The 20,264-nt window shown below is 47.9% G+C and carries 14 protein-coding genes; 8 read left to right on the plus strand and 6 right to left on the minus strand.

From position 1 onward, the window contains the following. Nucleotides 1-224: 224 nt before the first annotated feature. Together glgX and F0P94_RS00415 are read left to right on the plus strand one after the other, a co-directional pair. On the plus strand, nucleotides 225-2,375 hold the full coding sequence (gene glgX, locus F0P94_RS00410) for a glycogen debranching protein GlgX (RefSeq protein WP_150901727.1): 2,151 nt from the start codon (nucleotides 225-227) through the stop codon (nucleotides 2,373-2,375). Nucleotides 2,376-2,936: 561 nt separating this feature from the next. Then, nucleotides 2,937-4,661 carry a WD40 repeat domain-containing protein gene (locus F0P94_RS00415; RefSeq protein WP_150901728.1) on the plus strand — a complete coding sequence of 575 codons (1,725 nt, stop codon included), beginning with the start codon at nucleotides 2,937-2,939 and terminating at the stop codon, nucleotides 4,659-4,661. Between the two features lie 378 nt (nucleotides 4,662-5,039). Here F0P94_RS00415 and F0P94_RS00420 read toward each other — a convergent pair whose 3' ends face one another. From F0P94_RS00420 to F0P94_RS00435, 4 genes are all read right to left on the minus strand, one after another. Beyond that, nucleotides 5,040-6,806: an APC family permease gene (locus F0P94_RS00420; protein ID WP_150901729.1), complete on the minus strand. Its 1,767-nt coding sequence runs from the start codon at nucleotides 6,804-6,806 to the stop codon at nucleotides 5,040-5,042. 574 nt (nucleotides 6,807-7,380) lie between these two features. Next, nucleotides 7,381-8,148, minus strand: coding sequence for a S1/P1 nuclease (locus F0P94_RS00425; RefSeq protein ID WP_150901730.1), 768 nt, complete (start codon nucleotides 8,146-8,148; stop codon nucleotides 7,381-7,383). Nucleotides 8,149-8,532: 384 nt separating this feature from the next. Further along, nucleotides 8,533-9,444, minus strand: a complete 912-nt coding sequence (gene cysK, locus F0P94_RS00430; RefSeq protein ID WP_150901731.1) for a cysteine synthase A — start codon at nucleotides 9,442-9,444, stop codon at nucleotides 8,533-8,535. A 12-nt stretch (nucleotides 9,445-9,456) separates the two neighbouring features. After that, the gene (locus tag F0P94_RS00435) at nucleotides 9,457-10,290 is read right to left on the minus strand and encodes a serine O-acetyltransferase (RefSeq protein WP_150901732.1); all 834 of its coding nucleotides are present in this window, start codon (nucleotides 10,288-10,290) and stop codon (nucleotides 9,457-9,459) included. Nucleotides 10,291-10,651: 361 nt separating this feature from the next. Here F0P94_RS00435 and F0P94_RS00440 point away from each other — a divergent pair, with 361 nt between their 5' ends. From F0P94_RS00440 to F0P94_RS00455, 4 genes are all read left to right on the plus strand, one after another. Beyond that, nucleotides 10,652-12,079 (plus strand): T9SS type A sorting domain-containing protein, encoded by a 1,428-nt coding sequence (locus tag F0P94_RS00440; protein ID WP_150901733.1) that lies wholly within the window; start codon nucleotides 10,652-10,654, stop codon nucleotides 12,077-12,079. Between the two features lie 296 nt (nucleotides 12,080-12,375). Next, a complete protein-coding gene (locus F0P94_RS00445) occupies nucleotides 12,376-13,788 on the plus strand; it encodes a T9SS type A sorting domain-containing protein (protein WP_150901734.1) in 1,413 nt (470 codons plus the stop codon). Nucleotides 13,789-14,467: 679 nt separating this feature from the next. After that, complete coding sequence (locus F0P94_RS00450; RefSeq protein ID WP_150901735.1) at nucleotides 14,468-15,880, plus strand: T9SS type A sorting domain-containing protein; 1,413 nt, start codon at nucleotides 14,468-14,470, stop codon at nucleotides 15,878-15,880. Nucleotides 15,881-16,347: 467 nt separating this feature from the next. Continuing rightward, nucleotides 16,348-17,559: an NAD(P)/FAD-dependent oxidoreductase gene (locus F0P94_RS00455; RefSeq protein ID WP_150901736.1), complete on the plus strand. Its 1,212-nt coding sequence runs from the start codon at nucleotides 16,348-16,350 to the stop codon at nucleotides 17,557-17,559. 47 nt (nucleotides 17,560-17,606) lie between these two features. Here F0P94_RS00455 and F0P94_RS00460 read toward each other — a convergent pair whose 3' ends face one another. Beyond that, nucleotides 17,607-17,960 (minus strand): hypothetical protein, encoded by a 354-nt coding sequence (locus tag F0P94_RS00460; RefSeq protein ID WP_150901737.1) that lies wholly within the window; start codon nucleotides 17,958-17,960, stop codon nucleotides 17,607-17,609. A 484-nt stretch (nucleotides 17,961-18,444) separates the two neighbouring features. Between F0P94_RS00460 and F0P94_RS00465 the strand changes: the two genes are divergently transcribed. Further along, nucleotides 18,445-18,681, plus strand: a complete 237-nt coding sequence (locus tag F0P94_RS00465; protein WP_150901738.1) for a hypothetical protein — start codon at nucleotides 18,445-18,447, stop codon at nucleotides 18,679-18,681. A 230-nt stretch (nucleotides 18,682-18,911) separates the two neighbouring features. Here F0P94_RS00465 and F0P94_RS00470 read toward each other — a convergent pair whose 3' ends face one another. Next, nucleotides 18,912-19,343, minus strand: coding sequence for a hypothetical protein (locus F0P94_RS00470; protein ID WP_150901739.1), 432 nt, complete (start codon nucleotides 19,341-19,343; stop codon nucleotides 18,912-18,914). Nucleotides 19,344-19,598: 255 nt separating this feature from the next. On the opposite strand from F0P94_RS00470, the gene F0P94_RS00475 reads away from it, so the two are divergent. Beyond that, nucleotides 19,599-19,985, plus strand: a complete 387-nt coding sequence (locus F0P94_RS00475) for a methylglyoxal synthase (RefSeq protein WP_150901740.1) — start codon at nucleotides 19,599-19,601, stop codon at nucleotides 19,983-19,985. Nucleotides 19,986-20,264: the final 279 nt, after the last annotated feature.

The raw sequence follows: 20,264 nt of genomic DNA on the forward strand, positions 1-20,264 counted from the left end.
CATTCAGTGGAATAAATTATTATTTTTCCTGGTAAAATTTGCAACTGAATTTAGTTCTGCTAGTTAGGTTGTTTTTATGAGAATGTAATGTTTCGGAAACAAAAGGCAACGTTCTTCTGATTTTTTTTGCAAAAAAGCTTAAAAGAGGCTGCTTTTGGAACAGCTATAATTTTTCCGGTTCCGTATCAGGGGAACTTATCTGAAGAAAGCTTACCGAAAATTATATGAGTACAATTATTTACCCCGGCACGCCTTATCCGCTGGGGGCAACCTACGATGGCGATGGCGTGAACTTCGCCCTCTATTCCCAGAATGCTACCGGCGTGGAATTATGCCTTTTCAATTCGGTAGATGATGAAACCGAATCGGTAAAGGTGAAAATGGTGGAGCGGACCCATTACGTGTGGCATGCTTATGTGCCGGGCCTGAAACCGGGGCAGCTTTACGGTTACCGCGTACACGGGCCTTATGAGCCGAATAACGGCCACCGGTTCAATCCGAATAAGCTGCTGATTGACCCGTATGCGCTGGCCATTTCCGGCAACTTTAACTGGACCGATGCTTTGTTCGGCTATAAGCTTGGCGATAAAGAGGAAGACCTCAGTTTCAGCTCCATAGACAGTGCGCCGTTTGTGCCGAAAGCGGTGGTAGTAGATTCAACCTTCGACTGGGAAGATGATAAAAAGCCCTGCACGCCTTACCACCGGTCGGTTATTTATGAAACGCACGTAAAGGGCTTCACCAAAATGCACCCGGAAATTCCGGAAAATATCCGGGGCACGTATGCCGCGCTGGGCCACCCGGTAACTATTAAGTACCTGAAAAAGCTGGGCGTAACGGCCGTGGAACTGATGCCGGTGCACCACTTTATTACCGACCGTTATTTAAAAGACAAAGGCCTTACCAATTACTGGGGCTATAATACCATCGGTTATTTTGCGCCCGATGTGCGGTATTGCAGCAGCGGCCGCCTGGGCGAGCAGGTAACCGAATTTAAGACCATGGTGAAGGCTTTGCACAAGGCCGGCATAGAAGTTATTCTGGACGTGGTGTATAACCATACCGGCGAAGGCAACCACATGGGGCCTACCTTGTCGTTTAAAGGAATCGATAACGCTTCGTACTACCGCCTGGTGGAAGATAATAAACGGTATTACATGGATTATACCGGCACCGGCAACACCCTGAACGCCAACCTGCCGAACGTGCTGAAGCTGATCATGGATAGTTTGCGCTACTGGATCCAGGAAATGCATATAGACGGCTTCCGCTTCGACTTGGCGGCTACGCTGGCGCGGGAACTGCACGAGGTGGACCGCCTGAGTTCCTTCTTCGATATTATTCACCAGGACCCGGTTATTTCGCAGGTGAAACTCATTGCCGAGCCCTGGGATATTGGCGAAGGCGGCTACATGGTAGGCAACTTCCCGCCGGGCTGGACGGAGTGGAACGGAAAATACCGCGATTGCGTGCGCGATTTCTGGCGCGGCGCCGACAGCATGCTGGCCGAATTTGCCGAACGCTTTACCGGCAGCTCCGACCTGTACCAGGATGATTCCCGCAAACCTACCGCCAGCATAAACTTCGTAACCGCGCACGATGGTTTTACCCTGCAGGACCTGGTTTCTTATAACGAAAAGCATAACGAAGCCAACGGGGAAAACAACAACGACGGGGAAAGCCATAACCGCTCCTGGAATTGCGGGGAAGAAGGCCCTACGAACAAACCGGACATAAACGAGTTGCGGCAACGGCAGAAACGGAACATGCTTGCCACGCTTTTTCTGTCGCAGGGTGTACCGATGCTGCTGGCCGGCGACGAGATGGGCCGGACCCAGGGCGGCAACAACAACGCCTATTGCCAGGACAACGAGATCTCGTGGGTGAACTGGAAAAAGGCCGACAAAGATCTGCTGCAATTCACCCAGAAACTTATTCAGTTGCGCAAAGACCATCCGGTTTTCTGCCGCCGTCGCTGGTTTCAGGGGCAGCCGATAAAAGGTATCGGGCTGGAAGACATTGCCTGGTTTTTGCCTTCGGGCGAAGAAATGTCGGAAGAATCGTGGAACCAGGATTTTGCCAAATCGCTGGCCGTGTACCTGAACGGGAAAGGGCTCCGGTCTTCAGGGCCGAAAGGCGAATTTATTATGGACGACAGTTTCTACGTGATCTTCAACGCCCACCACGACCCGCTGAATTACAAGCTGCCTCCTAAAAAATACGGCGACGTCTGGACTAAGATCTTGGATACGGGTACCGGGGAAGTAGGGGAGGAAGGCAAAGAATACCATGCCGGAAAAACCATAAAAGTCCTCGGCCGGTCAGTAGTGCTGTTGCACCACCCGCTAGATGCTGCCGGTAAAAAAAGCGGATAAGTTGTTGTTTTAAAATACTGTAAGCGGACCGGAAGGAGGGAAACTTTCTTTCGGTTCGCTTTTTTATTTGGTTTCCGGGCTTAATAACTGAGTTGATTTCGCATAAAGATCTCCGTAGCGTAGGGTTTAAACCCTACGCTACGGAGATCTTTATTTGTCTGGAACAATTTTTCATATTTTTGAACTGGTGTTATAAAATGGAAGGAAATGCTATCTTTGGAAGCGGAGCTTGGTTGCTGCCTGAGTATTAACTGAATGTTGGGTGAAATTCCTATGTGCCTGATCTATTGCCGTCTGCTTTAGCGGACGGATCCGTCAGCTAAAGCAGACGGCAATGAAAAGGGGGAAGTATTCCATGCCGGGAACGGTTTTTTTTGGATGAACCATAGCATTTTTATTCTTGCCAAGGGTCAATAATTAATTAACGGCAACTTCCAACTTTTAAACCCTAAAGGCAGACAGCATACAGGTAGCCTCTAAGAAAAGGATCATTTTACAGTGATGACAAAGAGCGTGAAGTTTCTTTTGGGATTGATAACCGGATTGCTGCTACTAAGCAGTATGCCTTTATTTGCCCAAACACCCACATTAGCTTGGCAACAACTTTATGGCAACTCTACAGATCGGGAGTATGGAAATGCTTCTATCCGTTTAAACAGTAACTTGTATGTGCATGGTGGTTATCTCTGGCCTCCTTCTCCTTCAATTGTTAATACTTATGCAGTATTTACCGATGGCAATGGTACTTTTCTGCGCGACAAGCTTTTCCCAGACTTAAATGCCGGTAAAATTACCGGCATGGCGGCTAATGATGATGGCACGTTCGTGGCTTGCGGCTCCTATCAGGATTCTGTTGGAGCTTGGGCAGTTTTCATTTTCAAGGCGGACCAGTTGGGTAATATACAATGGCGACGGAGCTTTACCGGGGATATGGGCAATAGCCAAAGAGTAGTCCGGGTGCCAGATGGATACCTGATAATCACTTCCAATCAGGTCAGGATTATCAAGACAGACCTTAATGGCAGGTTTATATGGAAGAAGGTTTATGGTCAGGACTGCGGCGGGGAAAGCATTACGCCTTTGCCTGATGGCAGCTATTTAGCAACGGGCTGGTCTACAAGGGGAGGAGCTTCTACGGTTTCTACCTTTTACAAGCTCAGCTACTGGCTTTTAAAGCTGCGGCCAAACGGCGATACCATTTACACCCGCATAATTGGTACTCCCACCAACTATGAAGTTGGCCATGCTGCAGCTAATACTCAGGATGGTGGAGTAGCCGTGGCCGGAGCCTACGTTGCTAATGTGCCAAATACTAAGCGCCAAGGGCAAGTTCTCAAATTAGACAGTCTGCTGAACTTGCAGTGGGAAATGAAAGTAATGCCTAATGGTGGGAGTTATTCCGTAGGCTGCGAGTTTTTTGCTATTCAGCCTACCGTTTCCGGAGATTATGTAGTAGCAGGTCAGAATTTCCGGAATACCTATAACGAAGCTTTTATGGCCCGGATTACTCCTCCAACTACCCTTGGAGGTAATGCTGGCTTAAACTGGTCCAGTTATTTTACAGGTGGCGCTTTTATCCGGGAAATCCTATTTGAGAATGACGGTTCTGCTATGGTAGGAGGAACAGGCTATATAGGCCCCGTGTCGTCTGCGAATATGCAAGTGTTAGCATTAAAACTTATAAATACCGATCAGCCTTACCGCCCAGACTTTTGCGCTACACCACCTCAGGCCTATTTCACTACCCAGCTTAGACCCGATTCCCTTATCCTGTTAGGCGGCAGCGCCTCCCAATCCGGTTTGCGCTACGGGGTGATCAGCAAGTGGGAATACCAGTTTGGGGATGGCAGCAGGTTTATAACCTATCAGCCGTCGGCAGCCAAGAGAGTGGCGCATAAATACAACCAGCCTGCTCAGTTGCTTTTCGGCACTGCCGTAAAGCTCATTGTAACGAACAATCTTTTCTGCACCGATACGCTTACGCTTTATCCTTTCGGCGGCGGGCCAACGGGTATTTCAGAAGCGACCGCGCAACAAGTTGAAGTGAAGCTGTTTTCGCAACCCCTGCAACAAAGGGCCACGCTGGAGCTGAAGAATTACCGGGGAAAGGCCAGGCTGCAACTGGAATTTACCGATCTGCTGGGGAGGAAAGTAACAGTTCTACACCGGCAGGAAAAACCGGGGCTTTGGCAACTTGAAAAGGGTAACTTAAGCAAAGGGCTTTATTTGTACCGGGTTGTTTCTCCGAGTAGTGTAGTAGCGCAAGGGAAGCTGGTGGTGCATTAGGGTCGTTTAACAGCGTCTTCGATATTAGTTTTTCAGGTGGAAACGCTACCATTTTTGCTTTAAAAAGGAATGCTTAGAATCTTCAGGGAAAGATTAAAATTAAATAACTTACGTTACACAAGTTTTTTGAAGCTCTGACCTTTGGAGCAGGATCGATTCATTCTATCGGATTCTCTCTTTCAAGGGAGTTATAGGGGGACATCTACCGGTTCATCATTGTAGAAACAGTCCTTTTGAGGCTGTCGCCTCACTGAAGTTACAAACTTCAGATTATTTATAGGTCCAAGTTTCCGCTACGCTCAAACTTGAACCAGCGAACGTGAGAATGAAGGGGCCCTACCTTCAAAGGAGACTTTTCTCTTGCTTGCGTAATGTCAGTTAAATAACCAGCCTTACACCGCCTAGTTCCTGCAGGCCGTAATGAAAGCGGTCGCCGGGGGAGCCGATGAACATGAAGTTTTTGGGGATGTGCCATTTCGTGGAAAGTTCCTGGATCAGTTCCGGCCCGAAGTGTCCCTTTATCACAATAAAATCGACGGTTAATTCGGGGTAGGCCCGGTCGAGTACGTCTACTTCGTGGATTAGCTTTTTATTAACCACTTCGTTGTCGCCGATCACGTTTACGATCTTCAGCTTGCGGGTATGTTCGTTTTCCACAATGTATCGCATTACCTTATTGAGGTTGGCAATATTGTCGCCTTTGGTAAAGAAAATAAACTGTTGCGAGTGAATGCGCATAATCAGGCGTTTAAGCCGGTAAGAAGTTAAGGCCATGAGCTTGCCATGGGAATCTTCGAACTGACGGAGCAGGTAAACCAGCACCCCCAGGATGGTGGTACGGTTCAGCATGATAAATAGGAGAATAGCGGCCGGAATAAAATACTGCAGGAATACGAGCAAATACCCGGGGTTTAATACGGCATTCCCGACCAGGGCAGCAAGGACCGCCAGAATGGCAAAGAAAACCGTGGAGGCGGAGGCCCGAACGGGCCGGGGAAGGCGGTTGCGGCGGATCTTCAGCAATACATTCCCGATCCCGAACAGAGTCATTACCGATAAAAAGGAGATCGTGTAAACGCCTGCCAGGGCTGCAATATTACCACTGGTAATGAAGAGAATGGAAACGCACAGCAGGAAGAACGCGATCATGATGAGGTAGGTGGTGCCTTTGCGGTTGGTAATCAGCAGGAACTGGGGCAGGCAGCGGTCCAGAGTCATGCGGTGCACCAGCCCGGCCACGCCTACATAGGAGGTCAGCACAGCACCGCTCAGCACCATGGCGGCATTTACCGAGATCAGGATGGCAAGCCAGGGGCCGCCGGCAATACCGCCCATATAAGCCAGCAAGGTTTCCTGGTGTGCGGGTACGTCGGGAATAGGGATGATGGAAAGCGCCAGAAAGGCGGTTAAGGGGTTGAAAATGGTTACGGCCAGCCACATGTTGCGGAGCGTTTTAATGAATACGCCCGGTGCCTGTTCCTCTACAAAGTTGGCTGAACTCTCGAACCCGGAAATACCCAGCATGGCCGCACTGAAGCCGAAGAAAAGCGCATGCCAGATACTTCCTTTCAGAGGCTGATGAAAGTTAATAGCAAAAGTGTCGAAACCATGGTTGAACAGGTAAATGCAGCCGACAATTACCAGTAAGCTGAGCGTGCAAATGTGGGTTAGAAAAATGACTACGGCTACAATAGAAGATTCCCCGATGCCGAGAATGGTTAAACCCATAAAAATTGCCAGCAAGCCGATGGTGGCATACAGTACCGGCCAGCCCTGCCAGAGATGGTGCACGTAGTGCATGGCCTCGGTAGCGGAAATTACGGCCGTGGCCATGTACGAAAGCAGCGTTAAGCAGGCGGCCATGGAGGCGGTGCGCTTGCTGGTGGTATTGAGCAGGGCGTTGTAGGCGCCGCCGTTCAAAGGTAATGCGCCTACCACCTCGCCGTATATTTTGCGGAAAAGGAACAATACACCCCCCACCAGCAACAAGGCAATCCAGGCGTACTGACCGGCGTAAATGATAGCCAGCGAGGAAACGTATAAACAGGAAGAGGTTATATCGTTGCCGCAAATGGCCGTAGCCGGCAATTCTCCTAATTTTTTATGACCCGTGGTCGATACAACCTGGGTAAGATCTTTTTCCATAGAGGTCCGGAAAGCAAGAGATTCAGTTTAAGAATACAAACCAGTTGCCGTTAAGTTTTGGCAAGTGTGCTACGAACCTGAATAATATTGGGTTTTTGGTTAAAAGTAATACCGAATTAAAATGATTTTTCGCCTTGTTACCGTCTTCTGCTTCTGATAGAAGGCAACGCTCAGAAGCAGCTTTTGAAATTGTTTATAGCAAAAAAAAATCTCGGTAGCATTCCGTAGCGTAGGGCTTAAACCCTACGCTACGGAATGCTACCGAGAAATATTGATTTAGAGGCAATGGAACATTATATAGGCATTTACTTCCAGAATTCATTGCCGTCAGCTAAAGCAGACGGCAATGAAAAGGACTCAAAATTATTGTACGTGACGCCTATTTTTATTTTAAAGCATTTCCTGTTTCTGGTTTGTTAAAGGGTAGTGAAGGACCTTGTCGGCTTACAGTAATACTGTTATTGTTAGAATCTCTGCTGTAAGCCGACGAGGTCCTTCGCTGGCGCTCAGGATGACGGTAAATTTTTATGGTTTACTCATTTATCTTTCTGATTATGAGGTTTGGGCCTTTTGCTTACCCGTAAATTTCATTCAGCAAGCCGGCCAGGCGGATACCGGCCTGCAGCAGCCGTTGCTCTACGGTATCGAAATTCTGGTAAGAGTATTTGTAGCCTAATTTCTTATCGGCGGGCAGGTTATAGACTTGGGGCCGGTAGGTCATCGATTCGTAGGCCCAGTCGCGGATGGTGGTGCTTTGCAGTTGCCTGATCTGTTGTTTACCCGGTTTACCTAAAAAGCAGGTTAGTTCGGAAAAGCTCAGGGCCTGAAAATCGATCATGTCGCTGTCCCAGACGCGGTGCAGGTTAGATGGCTTGCCAAACCATTCTACTTTAATGGCATTGCCGCCGGTATCGTCGCCGCGGCCTACGTGCAGGGGCTGGTGGAGGTCGCCTACCAGGTGCACCAGGTATTTCAGGTTTTCCTGCTGCTCTTTTTCCGGCCGGTTCTTGTCTTTTAAAACTTTGGTCAGTTCTTCAATTTTAGCAATCACGTCGCCTTTGGGGTTCTTTTCGGTTTGCTCGTATTTTTCGTTGTCCGGAATGGTTACCCAGTGCCAGTCGTGCGTAAAGTTGTAGGCTTCATCCGATTTTATTTCGTCCATCCAGGTAGATACTTCGGCCAGGGAATTGTCGCCCAGAATAGCCTTGATCTTCTTTTTGGCTTTGTTTTTCAGGTGCTGTTCGGCTACCAGACCAACCACGCGGTGCCCGTTGGCGCCCCAGGAAAAAGCCTCGCCTGTGAATAATAAAGCCATTAAAAGCGCGCAAACTACTTTTTTCATATAAGTTGCTACTGTTTTTATTTCCTGCAAAAGTAGTTCATAATAGTCTGACTACCTTGCTGGTGAAGGTTTTAACCATTTGTTGCTGTTACTAAGTGATTGAGTTTTCATCATCGCATTCTGGGTAAGGAGAAAAGTTGGTCATTCCGAGCGAAGCCGAGGAAACTTATAGAAGTTACAATGACAAAGCGCGCGTAGCAAGATTTGTCTTACCGGTTAGGTTTAATATGTGGCTTCATAAGTTCCCTCGGCTTCGCTCGGGATGACGCAATAATGTAGCTTCACTTTACACCTGGATGAACGCATTAACAGGGAAATTTCCTCGGCTCTAAAGAAAATCTCCAAGCAACTTTATTATGCCCGAACAGAAATCTGATGCAATTTCTACAAAAGCCCTTCCACCGATAAATAACGTTCGCCGGTATCGTAGTTGAACGTGAGGATGCGGGAGCCGGCCGGGATTTCGGGGAGTTTTTTAGCTACGGCAGCCAGGGAGGCTCCGGTGGAAATGCCCGCAAAAATGCCTTCTTCCCGGGCGATGCGGCGGGTGTATTCAAAAGCTTCGTCTTTGCTTACCTGGATCGCGCCGTCGAGCAAACTGGTATCCAGAATGGAGGGAATGAAACCGGCGCCCAGGCCTTGGAGCGGGTGCGGCCCCGGCGCGCCGCCGCTTAAAACCGGCGACAGTTCCGGCTCCACGGCAAAAACTTTCAGCTTCGGGAATTGCTCTTTTAGCACGCTGGCCAATGCCCCGATGTGGCCGCCGGTGCCAACGCCCGTAATAATGTAGTCGAGCCCTTCCGGAAAATCGTGCAGCACTTCCCGGGCGGTGGTTCTTTTGTGGATCTCCAGGTTGGCCATGTTTTCGAACTGCTGGGCGATCCAGGAATTCGGGGTTTGGGCTGCCAGTTCCTTTGCTTTTTCGATGGCACCTTTCATGCCTTTTTCGCGCGGCGTAAGCACAAATTCCGCTCCGTAAACTGACATTAGTTTGCGGCGTTCCACGCTCATGGATTCGGGCATTACCAAGATGAGTTTGTATTTTTTTACTGCGGCCACCATCGCCATGCCAATGCCGGTATTCCCCGAAGTTGGTTCGATGATCACGCTGTTCTCGTTCAGGAGGCCGCTTCGTTCGGCGTCTTCGATCATGGCCAGGGCAATGCGGTCTTTGATGCTGTTTCCGGGGTTGGCTTTTTCCAGCTTTATCCAGACTTCGTGGCTGCTGCCGAAAAGGTTGTTTATGCGGACGTGGGGCGTATTGCCGATGGTTTCTAATATATTTTGTGCTTTCATGTTGCAGTTATTTTATATGCTGAAATTGATAGGTTCGGGAAAGGGGTTTTTATCGCGGATCTTCACTTCGCTTAACTGGTAAACCACCGAATGCGCCGGTACGCTGTAGGTAAGCCACACGTTCCCCCCGATAATGCTGTTGCTGCCCACTACCGTATCGCCACCCAGGATGGTAGCGCCGGAATAGATAACCACGTGGTCCTGAATGGTGGGGTGCCTTTTTTTGTTTGCATTGCTTTTGGCCACGTTCAAAGCGCCAAGCGTTACGCCCTGGTAAATTTTCACGGAATTTCCGATCACGGTGGTTTCCCCGATCACAATGCCGGTGCCGTGGTCGATGGCAAAGGCTTCGCCGATCTCGGCGCCGGGGTGAATATCGATGCCGGTTTGGCGGTGCGCAAATTCGGTGAAAAGGCGGGGCAATACCGGTACGTTCAGCTCCCAAAGCCAGTGGGCAATGCGGTAAACGGCGGTGGCAAAAAAACCGGGGTAGGTGATCAGGATCTCTTCCAGGGAAAAAGCAGCCGGGTCGAATTGTAAAATGGCTTCGGCATCTTTCAGGCAATGGTGGTAGAGTTCGGGAAGTTTATGGAAGAAGCGGAGCCTTAACTGGTCTCGTTCCTCGTCCGAGGCAATGGTGGCTTCCAGCAGGTGAATGAACTCTATTTCGAGTTTCTCGAAGGCAATTTCTACTTCGTTTTCGTTGGCATAGCAGCCGTGGTAAGGGGTGAAAAGTAAGTGGAACAAACCGTTTATAAATTCTTCGGCCTGCCGCTTGTTCGGAAAACCCGCAAAGCTTTCCCGGTTTTTATCAAAAAGCTGTTTTATCAATACTTTTCTGTCCATTCCGGCTACTGTTTTATGAACTTCCGATAGTATTACCAGATTAAGCAGGATAAGTTTTAGGCTTCCCGGGAAAGATCTAAAATTAACTAGTTTCTATGTTTTGCTTGGTTTTGGACAATATTTAAACAGAATAGTTTAAAATGAAAGTCTTAGGCTTACGGGAGATAAAAACTGACCATAATTACCCGGTTTCGCAAAGGTTTTAGTGCAACTTAATGTATATTAAAACATATAACCAGTAATAGCTTCCGGTAATTGCTTCTCTTTCCAAAAGCAGCAGCTGCTGCAAAATATCCAATCTACAACCGTCCGGGTTTTTCAAGCGAATCAGATACCATTTTTATTAAAAAAAAATATCGTTATGAAGAATTTTACCATTCTTTTGGTATGTTTCGGGCTGTTTTCTTTCCGGGCTCTGGCCCAGTTCAGCTCCGTTACCAGCCTCAATTCCCTTTCCGTAAACGAAAATACCGCTGCTAAACCGCAATCGAAAGTCTGGAAGCACGACGGGAAATTCTGGGCGGTTTTATCGAACAGCAATGGCACCTACATCTGGGTGCTGGACGGCAAAAGCTGGAAAAATAAGCTGAAACTGACCTCCGATAAAGGCCGCGCCGATTGCAAAGTGGTGGGAAAGGTGGTGCACATTTTGCTATTCCAGGGAAGTTCTTCGGAATTGTATTCGGCTGAGTACGATAACGTGGATGAAACCTACAAGCCCTGGTCCAAACGAAAATCGCGGTCCAAAGTATCGCTCGATTCCGGCGTGGAAACCGCTACCATCGATATCGATACCAACGGCAGAATGTGGCTCGCTTCCGATTCCAAAAACAAGATAAATGTGCGCTGGAGCGATTCGCCTTACGAAAAATGGAGTTCTCCGATCACACTGGCAGACAATATTACCGACGATGATATCTCTTCCGTGATTGCTTTCCCTAATTCCGGGCAGATCGGGGTGTTTTGGTCTAATCAGAAAACGGAAGATTTCGGCTTTAAAATGCATACCGATGGGGCCAGCCCTTCTTCCTGGTCGTCGGACGAAAAACCGGGCTCCAAATATGCTAAAAATGTTGGCGACGGGTTTGCCGATGACCACATGAACCTGAAGTTAGGAAGTAACGGTACCTTGTATGTGGCCATGAAAACCAGCTACGATAAATCCGGTTATCCGCGGCTGGGTTTGCTGGTGCGCCGGCCTACCGGCTCCTGGGACAAGCTTTACGAAGTTTCGGAAAAAGGTACGCGGGCTATTCTGGTGCTGAACGAAGCGGCCGATAAAATGCGGGTTATTTACACCGAAGTAGAGGACGGCGGCGACATTCTGTACCGGGAATCCAGGATCTCAAGCATTGATTTTGGTAAATCCCGAACCCTGATAAAAGGAACCTATAATGACGCAACCAGCAGCAAAGATTCTTATGCGGGCAGTACCATTATTATCGCTTCCAGTAATTCCAAAGCCGTAAGCATTTTAGGAACCGATCAGCTGGCAGCGCCGGAACCTGAAATGGTAGCCCCGGTTTTGCAGCCGGAACTGGCTGCTTTCCCGAACCCGTTCTTCGACAATGCCACCCTGAAATTTACCATGCCGGAAACCGGGGAATACACCATTGCTTTATACGATGCGCAGGGAAACCAGAGCCGGATCCTGAAGCATGGTACAGCAGAAGCCGGGGAAGCCGGAATAGTAGAAGTTGACGCGCATGATTTGCCAAGAGGCCTGTACGTGGTCCGGTTACAGACTGCTCATGACGCTGCCACGCTCCGGGTAATGCACGAAAAATAAAACGGAAATCATGAAGTATTTAACCCGGCTTCCGGAAAGGGGCCGGGTTATAGTGCAAATTCCAGGCACCATGCGTTTCAAAAATAGGACATTTTTAAGCCTCCAACATCTGCCCGAACTTTTAGTTTCCGGCCGAAGATCTGATCCATTAAATTACCTTGAAGAAATAATCTCACCCGTTTTCTTACCCATCTACTATTTTTCTGACCGGTACTTTCAGGAGTAACTTATCTATCACTTCCCGCCACTTTTTTATCCGGACCGGATACCATTTTGTACTTAAATTAATTCATCTTATGAAAAAGATTGCCCTGCTTTTAGTTTGCCTGGAGCTGTTTGCTTTCCGGGTTTTTGCGCAATTCAGTACGGTAACGCCTCTGGACCCGGTTGCCGTTACTTCCGACACCAAAGACAAACCGCAATCGAAGGTTTGGATGCACGACGGCCGGTTCTGGACGGTGCTGATTACCGGTAGCGGTACGTTCCTTTACCGGCTCGACGGCGCCGCCTGGAAAAGCATGCTGAAAATTTCAGCCTTTACTTATGGCCGCGCCGATTGCAAAATGAACGGCAACGTTAACCATATTCTGCTGTACCGGGGCGCGGCTTCGCAACTCATTTCGGTGGAATATGAACCGGTTTCCTTCACTTATAAACTCTGGAGCAAAAGAACGGCGCCCGCCAATATTACGCTCGATACCGGGGTAGAAACCGCCACCATCGACCTCGACACCAAAGGCCGGATGTGGCTGGCTTCGGATGGCACTACCAACGTAAACGTGCGTTGGAGCGATGCGCCTTATACTACCTGGAGTGCTCCTGTAAATCTGGCTACGGTTATGGATGACGACATTTGCGCAGTAATTGCTTTGCCTGTGGCCGGAAAGATCGGGGTAATGTGGTCGGACCAGGGTACCAAACGGTTCGGGTTTAAAACCCATACTGATGGTGCGGTTCCGGGAACCTGGTCGGCAGATGAAGTGCCGGCTTCGCAATCGGCCCTTAACGTGGGTTTTGGCATGGCCGACGACCACATAAATATGAAAGCTGCTGCCGATGGTACCTTGTATTGCGCCGTGAAAACCGGTTATAATCATACCAGTTATCCGCGCATTGCTTTGCTCGTCCGTCGCCCGACCGGTGCCTGGGATAATCTCTACGAAGTAGAACGGCAGCTCGGTACCCGGCCCATTGTGCTTTTAAACGAAGATCAGAATAAAATAAAAGTAGTCTATACCGCATCCGAAACCGGAGGGAATATTCTTTACCGGGAATCGGCTATTTCACCTATCGCATTCGGCAATCAGTTTACGCTTATAAACGGCACGTATAACTTTGCCACCAGCTGCAAGCAAACCTATACCGCCAGCACGGTTATTCTTGCTTCTACCAGCACCTGGGCCGTAGGCGTAACCGGAACCGACCAGAAGCCGGTAACGCCCAACCTGAAGCTCGAACTGGATGCTAACCCGAACCCATTTTCTTCCCTGGCCACCATAAATTACCAGTTACCGGAAGCGGGGCAATACAGCGTTTCGCTTTATGACCACCGGGGAAAAAAGACCACTGTGCTGAAACAAGGAAACAACCTGGCCGGAGAAAAAGGCAAAGTTACCATTGATGGTTCCGGCATGAAAAGAGGCATGTACCTGGTACGCTTGCAAACAAACAAAGAAGCCAGATCGCTGAAATTGTTGCACCAGAAGTAAGCTCTGAAGAAAGAAATAAAAAGCTAAGTAAAAATTGATGATTTGTGTTTTTGTCCCCTTTGCAGTGGATTATTTCTGCTAGTGAACCGCTTCATCAGAGGCTAACCTAGTAAGGTAAAAACCCAAGGTAACCAATCCCCCTCACTGGAGCAGGGTTGATTCATTCTAAACTAAAGCAGCTTTTTCGGATATTTTTATCCGAAAACTTCCTGGTGGGGATCTACTGATCCCCGTATTGTGGCCTGAAAATGGTCCACGCGGGTTAATAATCCCGCAACAGGATGCTTCCGGATCGGTAGATCCGAAAGAGCAAACGAGGAGAATCCGCTAGAATGAAACAGTCCTGCTCCGAGGAGGGGAATTATCAGATAGGCTTTTTTTCCTCCTAAGTTAGTTTGCAAAAAGGCGGGTACACCAGCTGATGCTTTTCAGAAAACGTTTAAACACCCCTATGATCCCCTCAAGGGGATAGTCATTAGCCAGCATAAAACCATCCGAAAGGAAAATACATTCCTTGTTGTGAAAGGCCGCTTATAACTTTCATATAGCACTCAATCTTCCAAGATTCCGCCAACAGAAACGCACGCTTGCCGCTGAACTTTTAAGAGCAAACCCTTCTTTAAAGCAGTTTTTATAGTTCTCCAACTACCATTTTTATCACGTTTTTAAATAGCTTTTCATGAAAAAGTTTACAGTTTTACTGGCTTGTTTCGGGTTGCTTTTTCTGCAGGCAAGCGCCCAGTTCAATGCGGTTACGATGCTGAACCCTGTGCCAGTTACCACCGATGTCCGGGATAAGCCACAAGCCAAAGGCTGGACTTATGACGGCAAGCAATGGTCGGTGCTGACCAACAGCAGCGGTACATTTTTATGGCGTTTGAACGGCACTTCCTGGACCAGTGTTTTGAAACTTTCGCCGAACAGCTATGGGCACGCCGATTGCAAACCCGTTGGAAATGTTACCCATATTTTTCTGGAAAGAGGCGTTTCCTCACATCTGGTTTCGGTAGAGTACGTGCCGGCCTCGGGTACCTATAAACTCTGGTCGCAAAGAACTTCCCGGGTAACGGTAACGCTCGATGACAGGGTAGAAACCGCAACCATCGATATCGACAGCAAAGGCAGGATGTGGGTGGCTTCGGATGGCACAAGTAAAATAAATGTCCGGTGGAGCGATCCGCCCTATGCCGTCTGGAGCGCCCCCATAACCCTTGCTGACCAGGTAAACGACGATGATATTGGGGCAGTAATTGCCATTCCGGGAACCGGAAAGATCGGGGTAATGTGGTCGGACCAGAATGCGCGGCGTTTCGGTTTTAAAACCCATAAAGATAGCGATGCGCCCGAAAACTGGTCTGCTGACGAAGTGCCGGCCTCGCAATCGGCGCTCAACGTTGGGGGAGGCATGGCCGACGATCATATCAACATAAAAGCAGCCGGCGATGGTACCTTATATTGTGCCGTAAAAACCAGTTATGATAAAACGAATTATCCTCGCCTGGCATTGCTGATCCGTCGCCCTTCCGGATCTTGGGATAATCTGTACGAAGTATCGCGCACGGGAACCCGGCCTATTGTGCTGCTGAACGAAACGTTGGGAAAACTCCGGATCGTGTACGCTTCCGCCGAAAACGGGGGCGACATTCTTTATCGGGAAACTCCGCTGGCAGGCATTGCTTTCGGACCTCAGCTTACGCTTATACCAGGTACCTATAATTATCCTTCCAGCTATAAAATGCCTTATGCAGAGCGAACCGTGGTGATGGCCTCCAACGGCATCGATGCGGTAAGCATTATGGCTTCGGACCAGGTTTTAAATGGCAGTCCAGGACATGCAAGCCTCACGGTTTTTCCGAACCCATCCTTCAACCATTCCACCATCAGTTTTATGCTGCCGGAAGATGACGACTATGCTGTTGCGCTTTACGATTTTAAAGGAACCTGGATCTCTACCCTAAAACAAGGCAGAGCCCTGGCCGGTAAAGTGAATACGTTTGAGGCGGATGCAACCAGTTTACCAAGCGGGCTTTACGTAGTGAGGATGCAGACTTCCAAAGAAGTAAAATCGGTGCGTCTGATGCATGAGCGGTAAGGAAAGTGTAATGAGCCGTAAGATTGTTACATAATACCGGGATTTCAGCAGCGGAACGACCCTATTCCTTGCCGTCTGCTTTAGCTGACGGTTTTCGGAAGTTAAATTTAAGGTTTTAGCCTAACCATTTCCTGCAAAGCAATAGTGTGGCTAAAGCCTTATAAGAAAATTCCTATTATCCGTCAGCTAAAGCAGACGGCAATGAATACAGGAAGAATATTTGCGATAAGCTTTTTTCCGACCCGAAGCCTGGCGTGGACAAGTTGAAATTCAGCAAATAAAGCAACGGATTATTAGCTCTTAAGATCCTGAATCGAACGAATATTTAACCGGACTTCAACTTCTTTGTAGATTTTACTTTAACGTTGCCGGCTCTGATTTTCCTGTCTTTTACTTACTTCCAATAACTCCCCAATAGGCAAGCCGTTCATTTTAACAGGAGGAATGTGCAATAAAACAGGAATAGGATGGATATTAAACCAGGCTTCCCGTTTTGGTTGGTTAAAAATGGAATATTAGCGGATTTTCCAAAACTCACCCGGAATTTAGAGCAGGAAGAAGTCGTAATTATTGGTTCGGGAATTTCGGGGGCCCTGGCGGCCCATGAGCTTTGTTCAGCCGGTTTCAAATGCACCATCCTCGACAAACGTATGCTTACCAGCGGCACCACCTGGGCCAGTACCGGACAAATGAGTTACGAAATAGACCCAACCATGCTGCAGTTATCGCAACAATACAACGAAGCCTTTGCTGTGGGGGTGTACGATGCCAGCCTGCAGGCGCTCTACGATCTGAAAAGGGCCTTTCAGCAGGCTGCCATTAATCCGGGCGTGGAGTCAAAATCGAGCTTATACCTGGCCAGCGATAAAAAAGGGTTAAAGGAAATTGATGCCGAATACAAACTCCGGACAAAACACGGTTTCCCGGTAAGTTACCTGGATGGCAGGAAACTTGAATCGGAATACGGTCTGCAGCGACGGGCCGCCCTGCACCACGGGCATGCCGCCCAGATGGATACCTACCGCGCCGCCGTGGGGCTGATCCTGCACCACGTGATCCGGCAGAACCTGACGGTTTATACCCGCACGGCGGTAACCAGCATGGAGGTTTCTGCCAATAAAGTAGTGCTGGTTACGGAAGAAGGTTTCCGGATTAAGGCCCGGTACGTGGTATGCGCGCCTGGCAACGAAGCCGGTATGTTTTTGCCGAAAAAAGTGATGTCGCTTTATTCTACGTTCGCCCTGGTTACGCAACCGGTTCCGGCCGACCTGCTCTGGAAAGACCAATGCCTGATCTGGGAAACCTGCCGGCCGTATTTCTACATCCGGGTGGCTCAGGATAACCGGTTAATGATGGGCGGGGAGGATATGAAATTCCGGAAAAGTAAAGGCATGAAAGATACGCTGGTAGCAAGAAAAGCGAAGTCAATCTTAAGTCAGTGCCGGAAATTATTTCCCCGGATCCCGGTAAAGCCGGAGTTTTCCTGGTTCGGGGTTATCGGCGAAACGAAAGACGGTTTGCCGTACATCGGCCAGTTCCCGGGAATGAAGAACGTTTATTTTGCCCTGGGGCACGGCGGAAACGGTACCACTTTCAGCATGATCGCCGCGCAACTAATCCGAAACCAGATTTGCGGGAAAATGGATTACCGCAAAAAGCTTTTCGCTTTCAATCGTTAAAGGCTGCTAACATTTACGCGGTTTTTTTGTACCTGAAGGTACCGTTTTCATGATTTCCTGAACAATTCGGCATGCTCGAAATACGAGTTCAGATGCTCATTCAGGCGGCCGCCTTCTTTTAAAAGTTCTAGGTCCTGGCACAGGTTATGGTGAATGTGCTGCAGGATAAAAGAGTCTTTGGTGCGTTCGGCCAGCAGGCTGCAGATCGTGGAAATGTGATTTACGTAAGGCGAAGGATGGTTAAAATCGAATTTAATGGCAGCAATGGCGGTTTGGACCTTGTCGAAGCCCGCAACCTGATCTTTAAAGCTATCGATGGTGTGGTGCAGCCGGGTTAAAATGGCCCGGTACTTTTTAACGTCTTTCTTCTTAATTCGGGTCTTCCTGTTTTTGCATGCCATAACTAACGTATGTTTTGAATATGATGATTTTCGTTTTCAAAATATACTTATTAATTGGATTTTAGTTATTTTACATATAAATAAAATAAGTGAAAGGTGCGCAATCATTCTTCCGGACGACTTACAAAGGAAGCGATTATAGACAAGGTAGTATGCTTGTTTTGTCTAAACACGATTTCAAAGATTGAAAGGATAGAAAGGATTTTATTTTGGAATTAAATTATTCAGGATTCAGAAGAAAATCGAGCGTGTTTACATCCTTTCATCCTAAGAGTCCTGATTCAGACCAAGGTTCAGGTACGGCGAGCTGACGCTGTCCAAAGGCTAAAATTAGGGGCCGGAAAATTCGCTTACTTAGCTTTATCCAAGATTCAGGAAGTATTCTGGCGCTAAATCCGAAAATGTTTCTATTTACAAGAACCGGTTCCGGGCCGTTGCAGTATAAACTTATTCAACAGATGTAGAACTTAAAAATTATTCAGTTATGGAAGCTACTTGCAATCACTGTAATCACTGGAATCAGGATCAGGCAAAGGTGCCGGTTCAGAGCAATGCGTTTGGCGTTTGCGACGAATTAACCGGCCAGCATGCCATGAATCCGGAATATGTGCTGCCCCTGGTGCACGATAGTAAAGTCGATTCAACGCCGAAGCAATTCGAAATGATAACCGGCGCAAGTTTCGGCTGTAACCACTTCAGCGAGCGAAAAGGCTGGATCTAAGTAAAGACATTGGTATCTGGATATTAGTATCAGGACTTAAAATGCGTAATGGTCTTTAATTCTGTGATATACAAGATGGTGTTATCTTGCATGTTATTCGGTTATTTTAGTCTTGCTACTTAATTCCAGATATAAATAGAAATACAAGGCCCTGATAAAGCAGCAAACTTTATCAGGGCCTTGTATTTTCCGGTAGTTCAGGAACGTTTACCGGCTATACAATCGGATCATTACTTTCTCCCGGATTTCCGGTTTTTGAACGACCTTTCTTTTTCCTTTTCTTTTTTAAGTTCCTCAAAATCTTTAGGCGGCAGGGTAACGGAATAATAAACCGAAGTGAGGATGGTCAGGTCTTCGTCGAAATCGTAAGCGATGGACAAAGAAAGAAATTTATCCGGGTTCAGTACGTATTCCTCGCCTTCCTTGTCGTACACGTTAAATTCGTATTCGTCTTCTTCGGCCGGTTTTCCGGGTTTCAGTGCCAGGCAATCGCCGGTAATTACGAGCGGCGTTTCCAGCGTTTCTTCAAAATCGAACGCCTGAAAATAGCGGCCGTCTTTTTTACTTGTGAGGTATTCGATCTTGTCCACCTCAATTTCAATATCCTGGTTGCGGTCGTCCCGTTTATTTTTGATCCGTTTAATATCGCCTGTTAATTTCATCCTGTTTAATTTCTTAGCAGCTGCAAACTACGCCCTTTATTGTGATTACCGGGCTTCCGTACTTTTAAATTCCGGTACGAAGTTAGGGGTTTCTGTTTTTAGGGCGAAATGGTACCGTTTTTAATTCAGGTTGAAATGAAAAACCTGAAAACGAACTACTACCATTAGCGCCCGTAAGCAAGCTTTTGCCGGCAGTTTTATTTTGCCGGAATTATTTAAGCTGAAGTAAAGCATTACAAAAATCGCCTTTTAACCATGGGAACCAACACGAAGGAAACATTGGCTTTGGTAGCGCACGATCAGAAAAAGAACGAATTGCTGGAATGGGCCAAAGATAACCTCAAACGCCTGAAGCAGTTTCATTTAATTGGAACAGGCAGCACCGCCGAATTGCTGAACAACATCCTGGAGTTGCCGGTGGAGCCTTTCGGCCACGGTCCGCAAGGCGGCGATATTCTACTGGCTGCCCGTATCCTGGAAGACAAGGTGCACCGGGTAATATTTTTCATGGATCCGCACACGCCCCACAGTCACGAGCACGACATTCAAACCCTTATCCGGACGGCAGTGAGCAACAACATTCCCCTGGCCTTAAACAAAGCTACCGCCGATTACCTGTTGCGGGATGAACCGAAAGAATAAAGCAGAATTGTCTGAACACGATTTTAAGAATTGAAAGGATAGACAGGATTTAATTTTATAAAGATTTATCCGGATTCAGGTAAAAGGCGAGGGTGTTCAAAAAAAGATTTTTCATTTGAAAGCCCGTTGAAGGCGCTGAAAACAGTGTTGCGCTTTCAGCTGCCTTTTAAAATGCTTTTAAATAAAAAATTTTCTGCCTTTGCTTCAGGCTGCATTCGTAGTAATACTTTCAGCGGAAAATCCTGTCCATCCTTTCAATTCTTAAAATCGTTTTCAGAC

The organism is Adhaeribacter soli, from assembly GCF_008727925.1.
Classification (GTDB): Bacteria; Bacteroidota; Bacteroidia; order Cytophagales; family Hymenobacteraceae; genus Adhaeribacter_A; species Adhaeribacter_A soli.

Excerpts from the sequence above, each read along its gene's own strand:
- glgX (WP_150901727.1), top strand. The coding sequence starts at position 225 with ATGAGTACAATTATTTACCCCGGCACGCCTTATCCGCTGGGGGCAACC.
- F0P94_RS00415 (WP_150901728.1), top strand. The coding sequence starts at position 2,937 with ATGCCTTTATTTGCCCAAACACCCACATTAGCTTGGCAACAACTTTAT.
- F0P94_RS00420 (WP_150901729.1), bottom strand. The coding sequence starts at position 6,806 with ATGGAAAAAGATCTTACCCAGGTTGTATCGACCACGGGTCATAAAAAA.
- F0P94_RS00425 (WP_150901730.1), bottom strand. The coding sequence starts at position 8,148 with ATGAAAAAAGTAGTTTGCGCGCTTTTAATGGCTTTATTATTCACAGGC.
- cysK (WP_150901731.1), bottom strand. The coding sequence starts at position 9,444 with ATGAAAGCACAAAATATATTAGAAACCATCGGCAATACGCCCCACGTC.
- F0P94_RS00435 (WP_150901732.1), bottom strand. The coding sequence starts at position 10,290 with ATGGACAGAAAAGTATTGATAAAACAGCTTTTTGATAAAAACCGGGAA.
- F0P94_RS00440 (WP_150901733.1), top strand. The coding sequence starts at position 10,652 with ATGAAGAATTTTACCATTCTTTTGGTATGTTTCGGGCTGTTTTCTTTC.
- F0P94_RS00445 (WP_150901734.1), top strand. The coding sequence starts at position 12,376 with ATGAAAAAGATTGCCCTGCTTTTAGTTTGCCTGGAGCTGTTTGCTTTC.
- F0P94_RS00450 (WP_150901735.1), top strand. The coding sequence starts at position 14,468 with ATGAAAAAGTTTACAGTTTTACTGGCTTGTTTCGGGTTGCTTTTTCTG.
- F0P94_RS00455 (WP_150901736.1), top strand. The coding sequence starts at position 16,348 with ATGGATATTAAACCAGGCTTCCCGTTTTGGTTGGTTAAAAATGGAATA.
- F0P94_RS00460 (WP_150901737.1), bottom strand. The coding sequence starts at position 17,960 with ATGGCATGCAAAAACAGGAAGACCCGAATTAAGAAGAAAGACGTTAAA.
- F0P94_RS00465 (WP_150901738.1), top strand. The coding sequence starts at position 18,445 with ATGGAAGCTACTTGCAATCACTGTAATCACTGGAATCAGGATCAGGCA.
- F0P94_RS00470 (WP_150901739.1), bottom strand. The coding sequence starts at position 19,343 with ATGAAATTAACAGGCGATATTAAACGGATCAAAAATAAACGGGACGAC.
- F0P94_RS00475 (WP_150901740.1), top strand. The coding sequence starts at position 19,599 with ATGGGAACCAACACGAAGGAAACATTGGCTTTGGTAGCGCACGATCAG.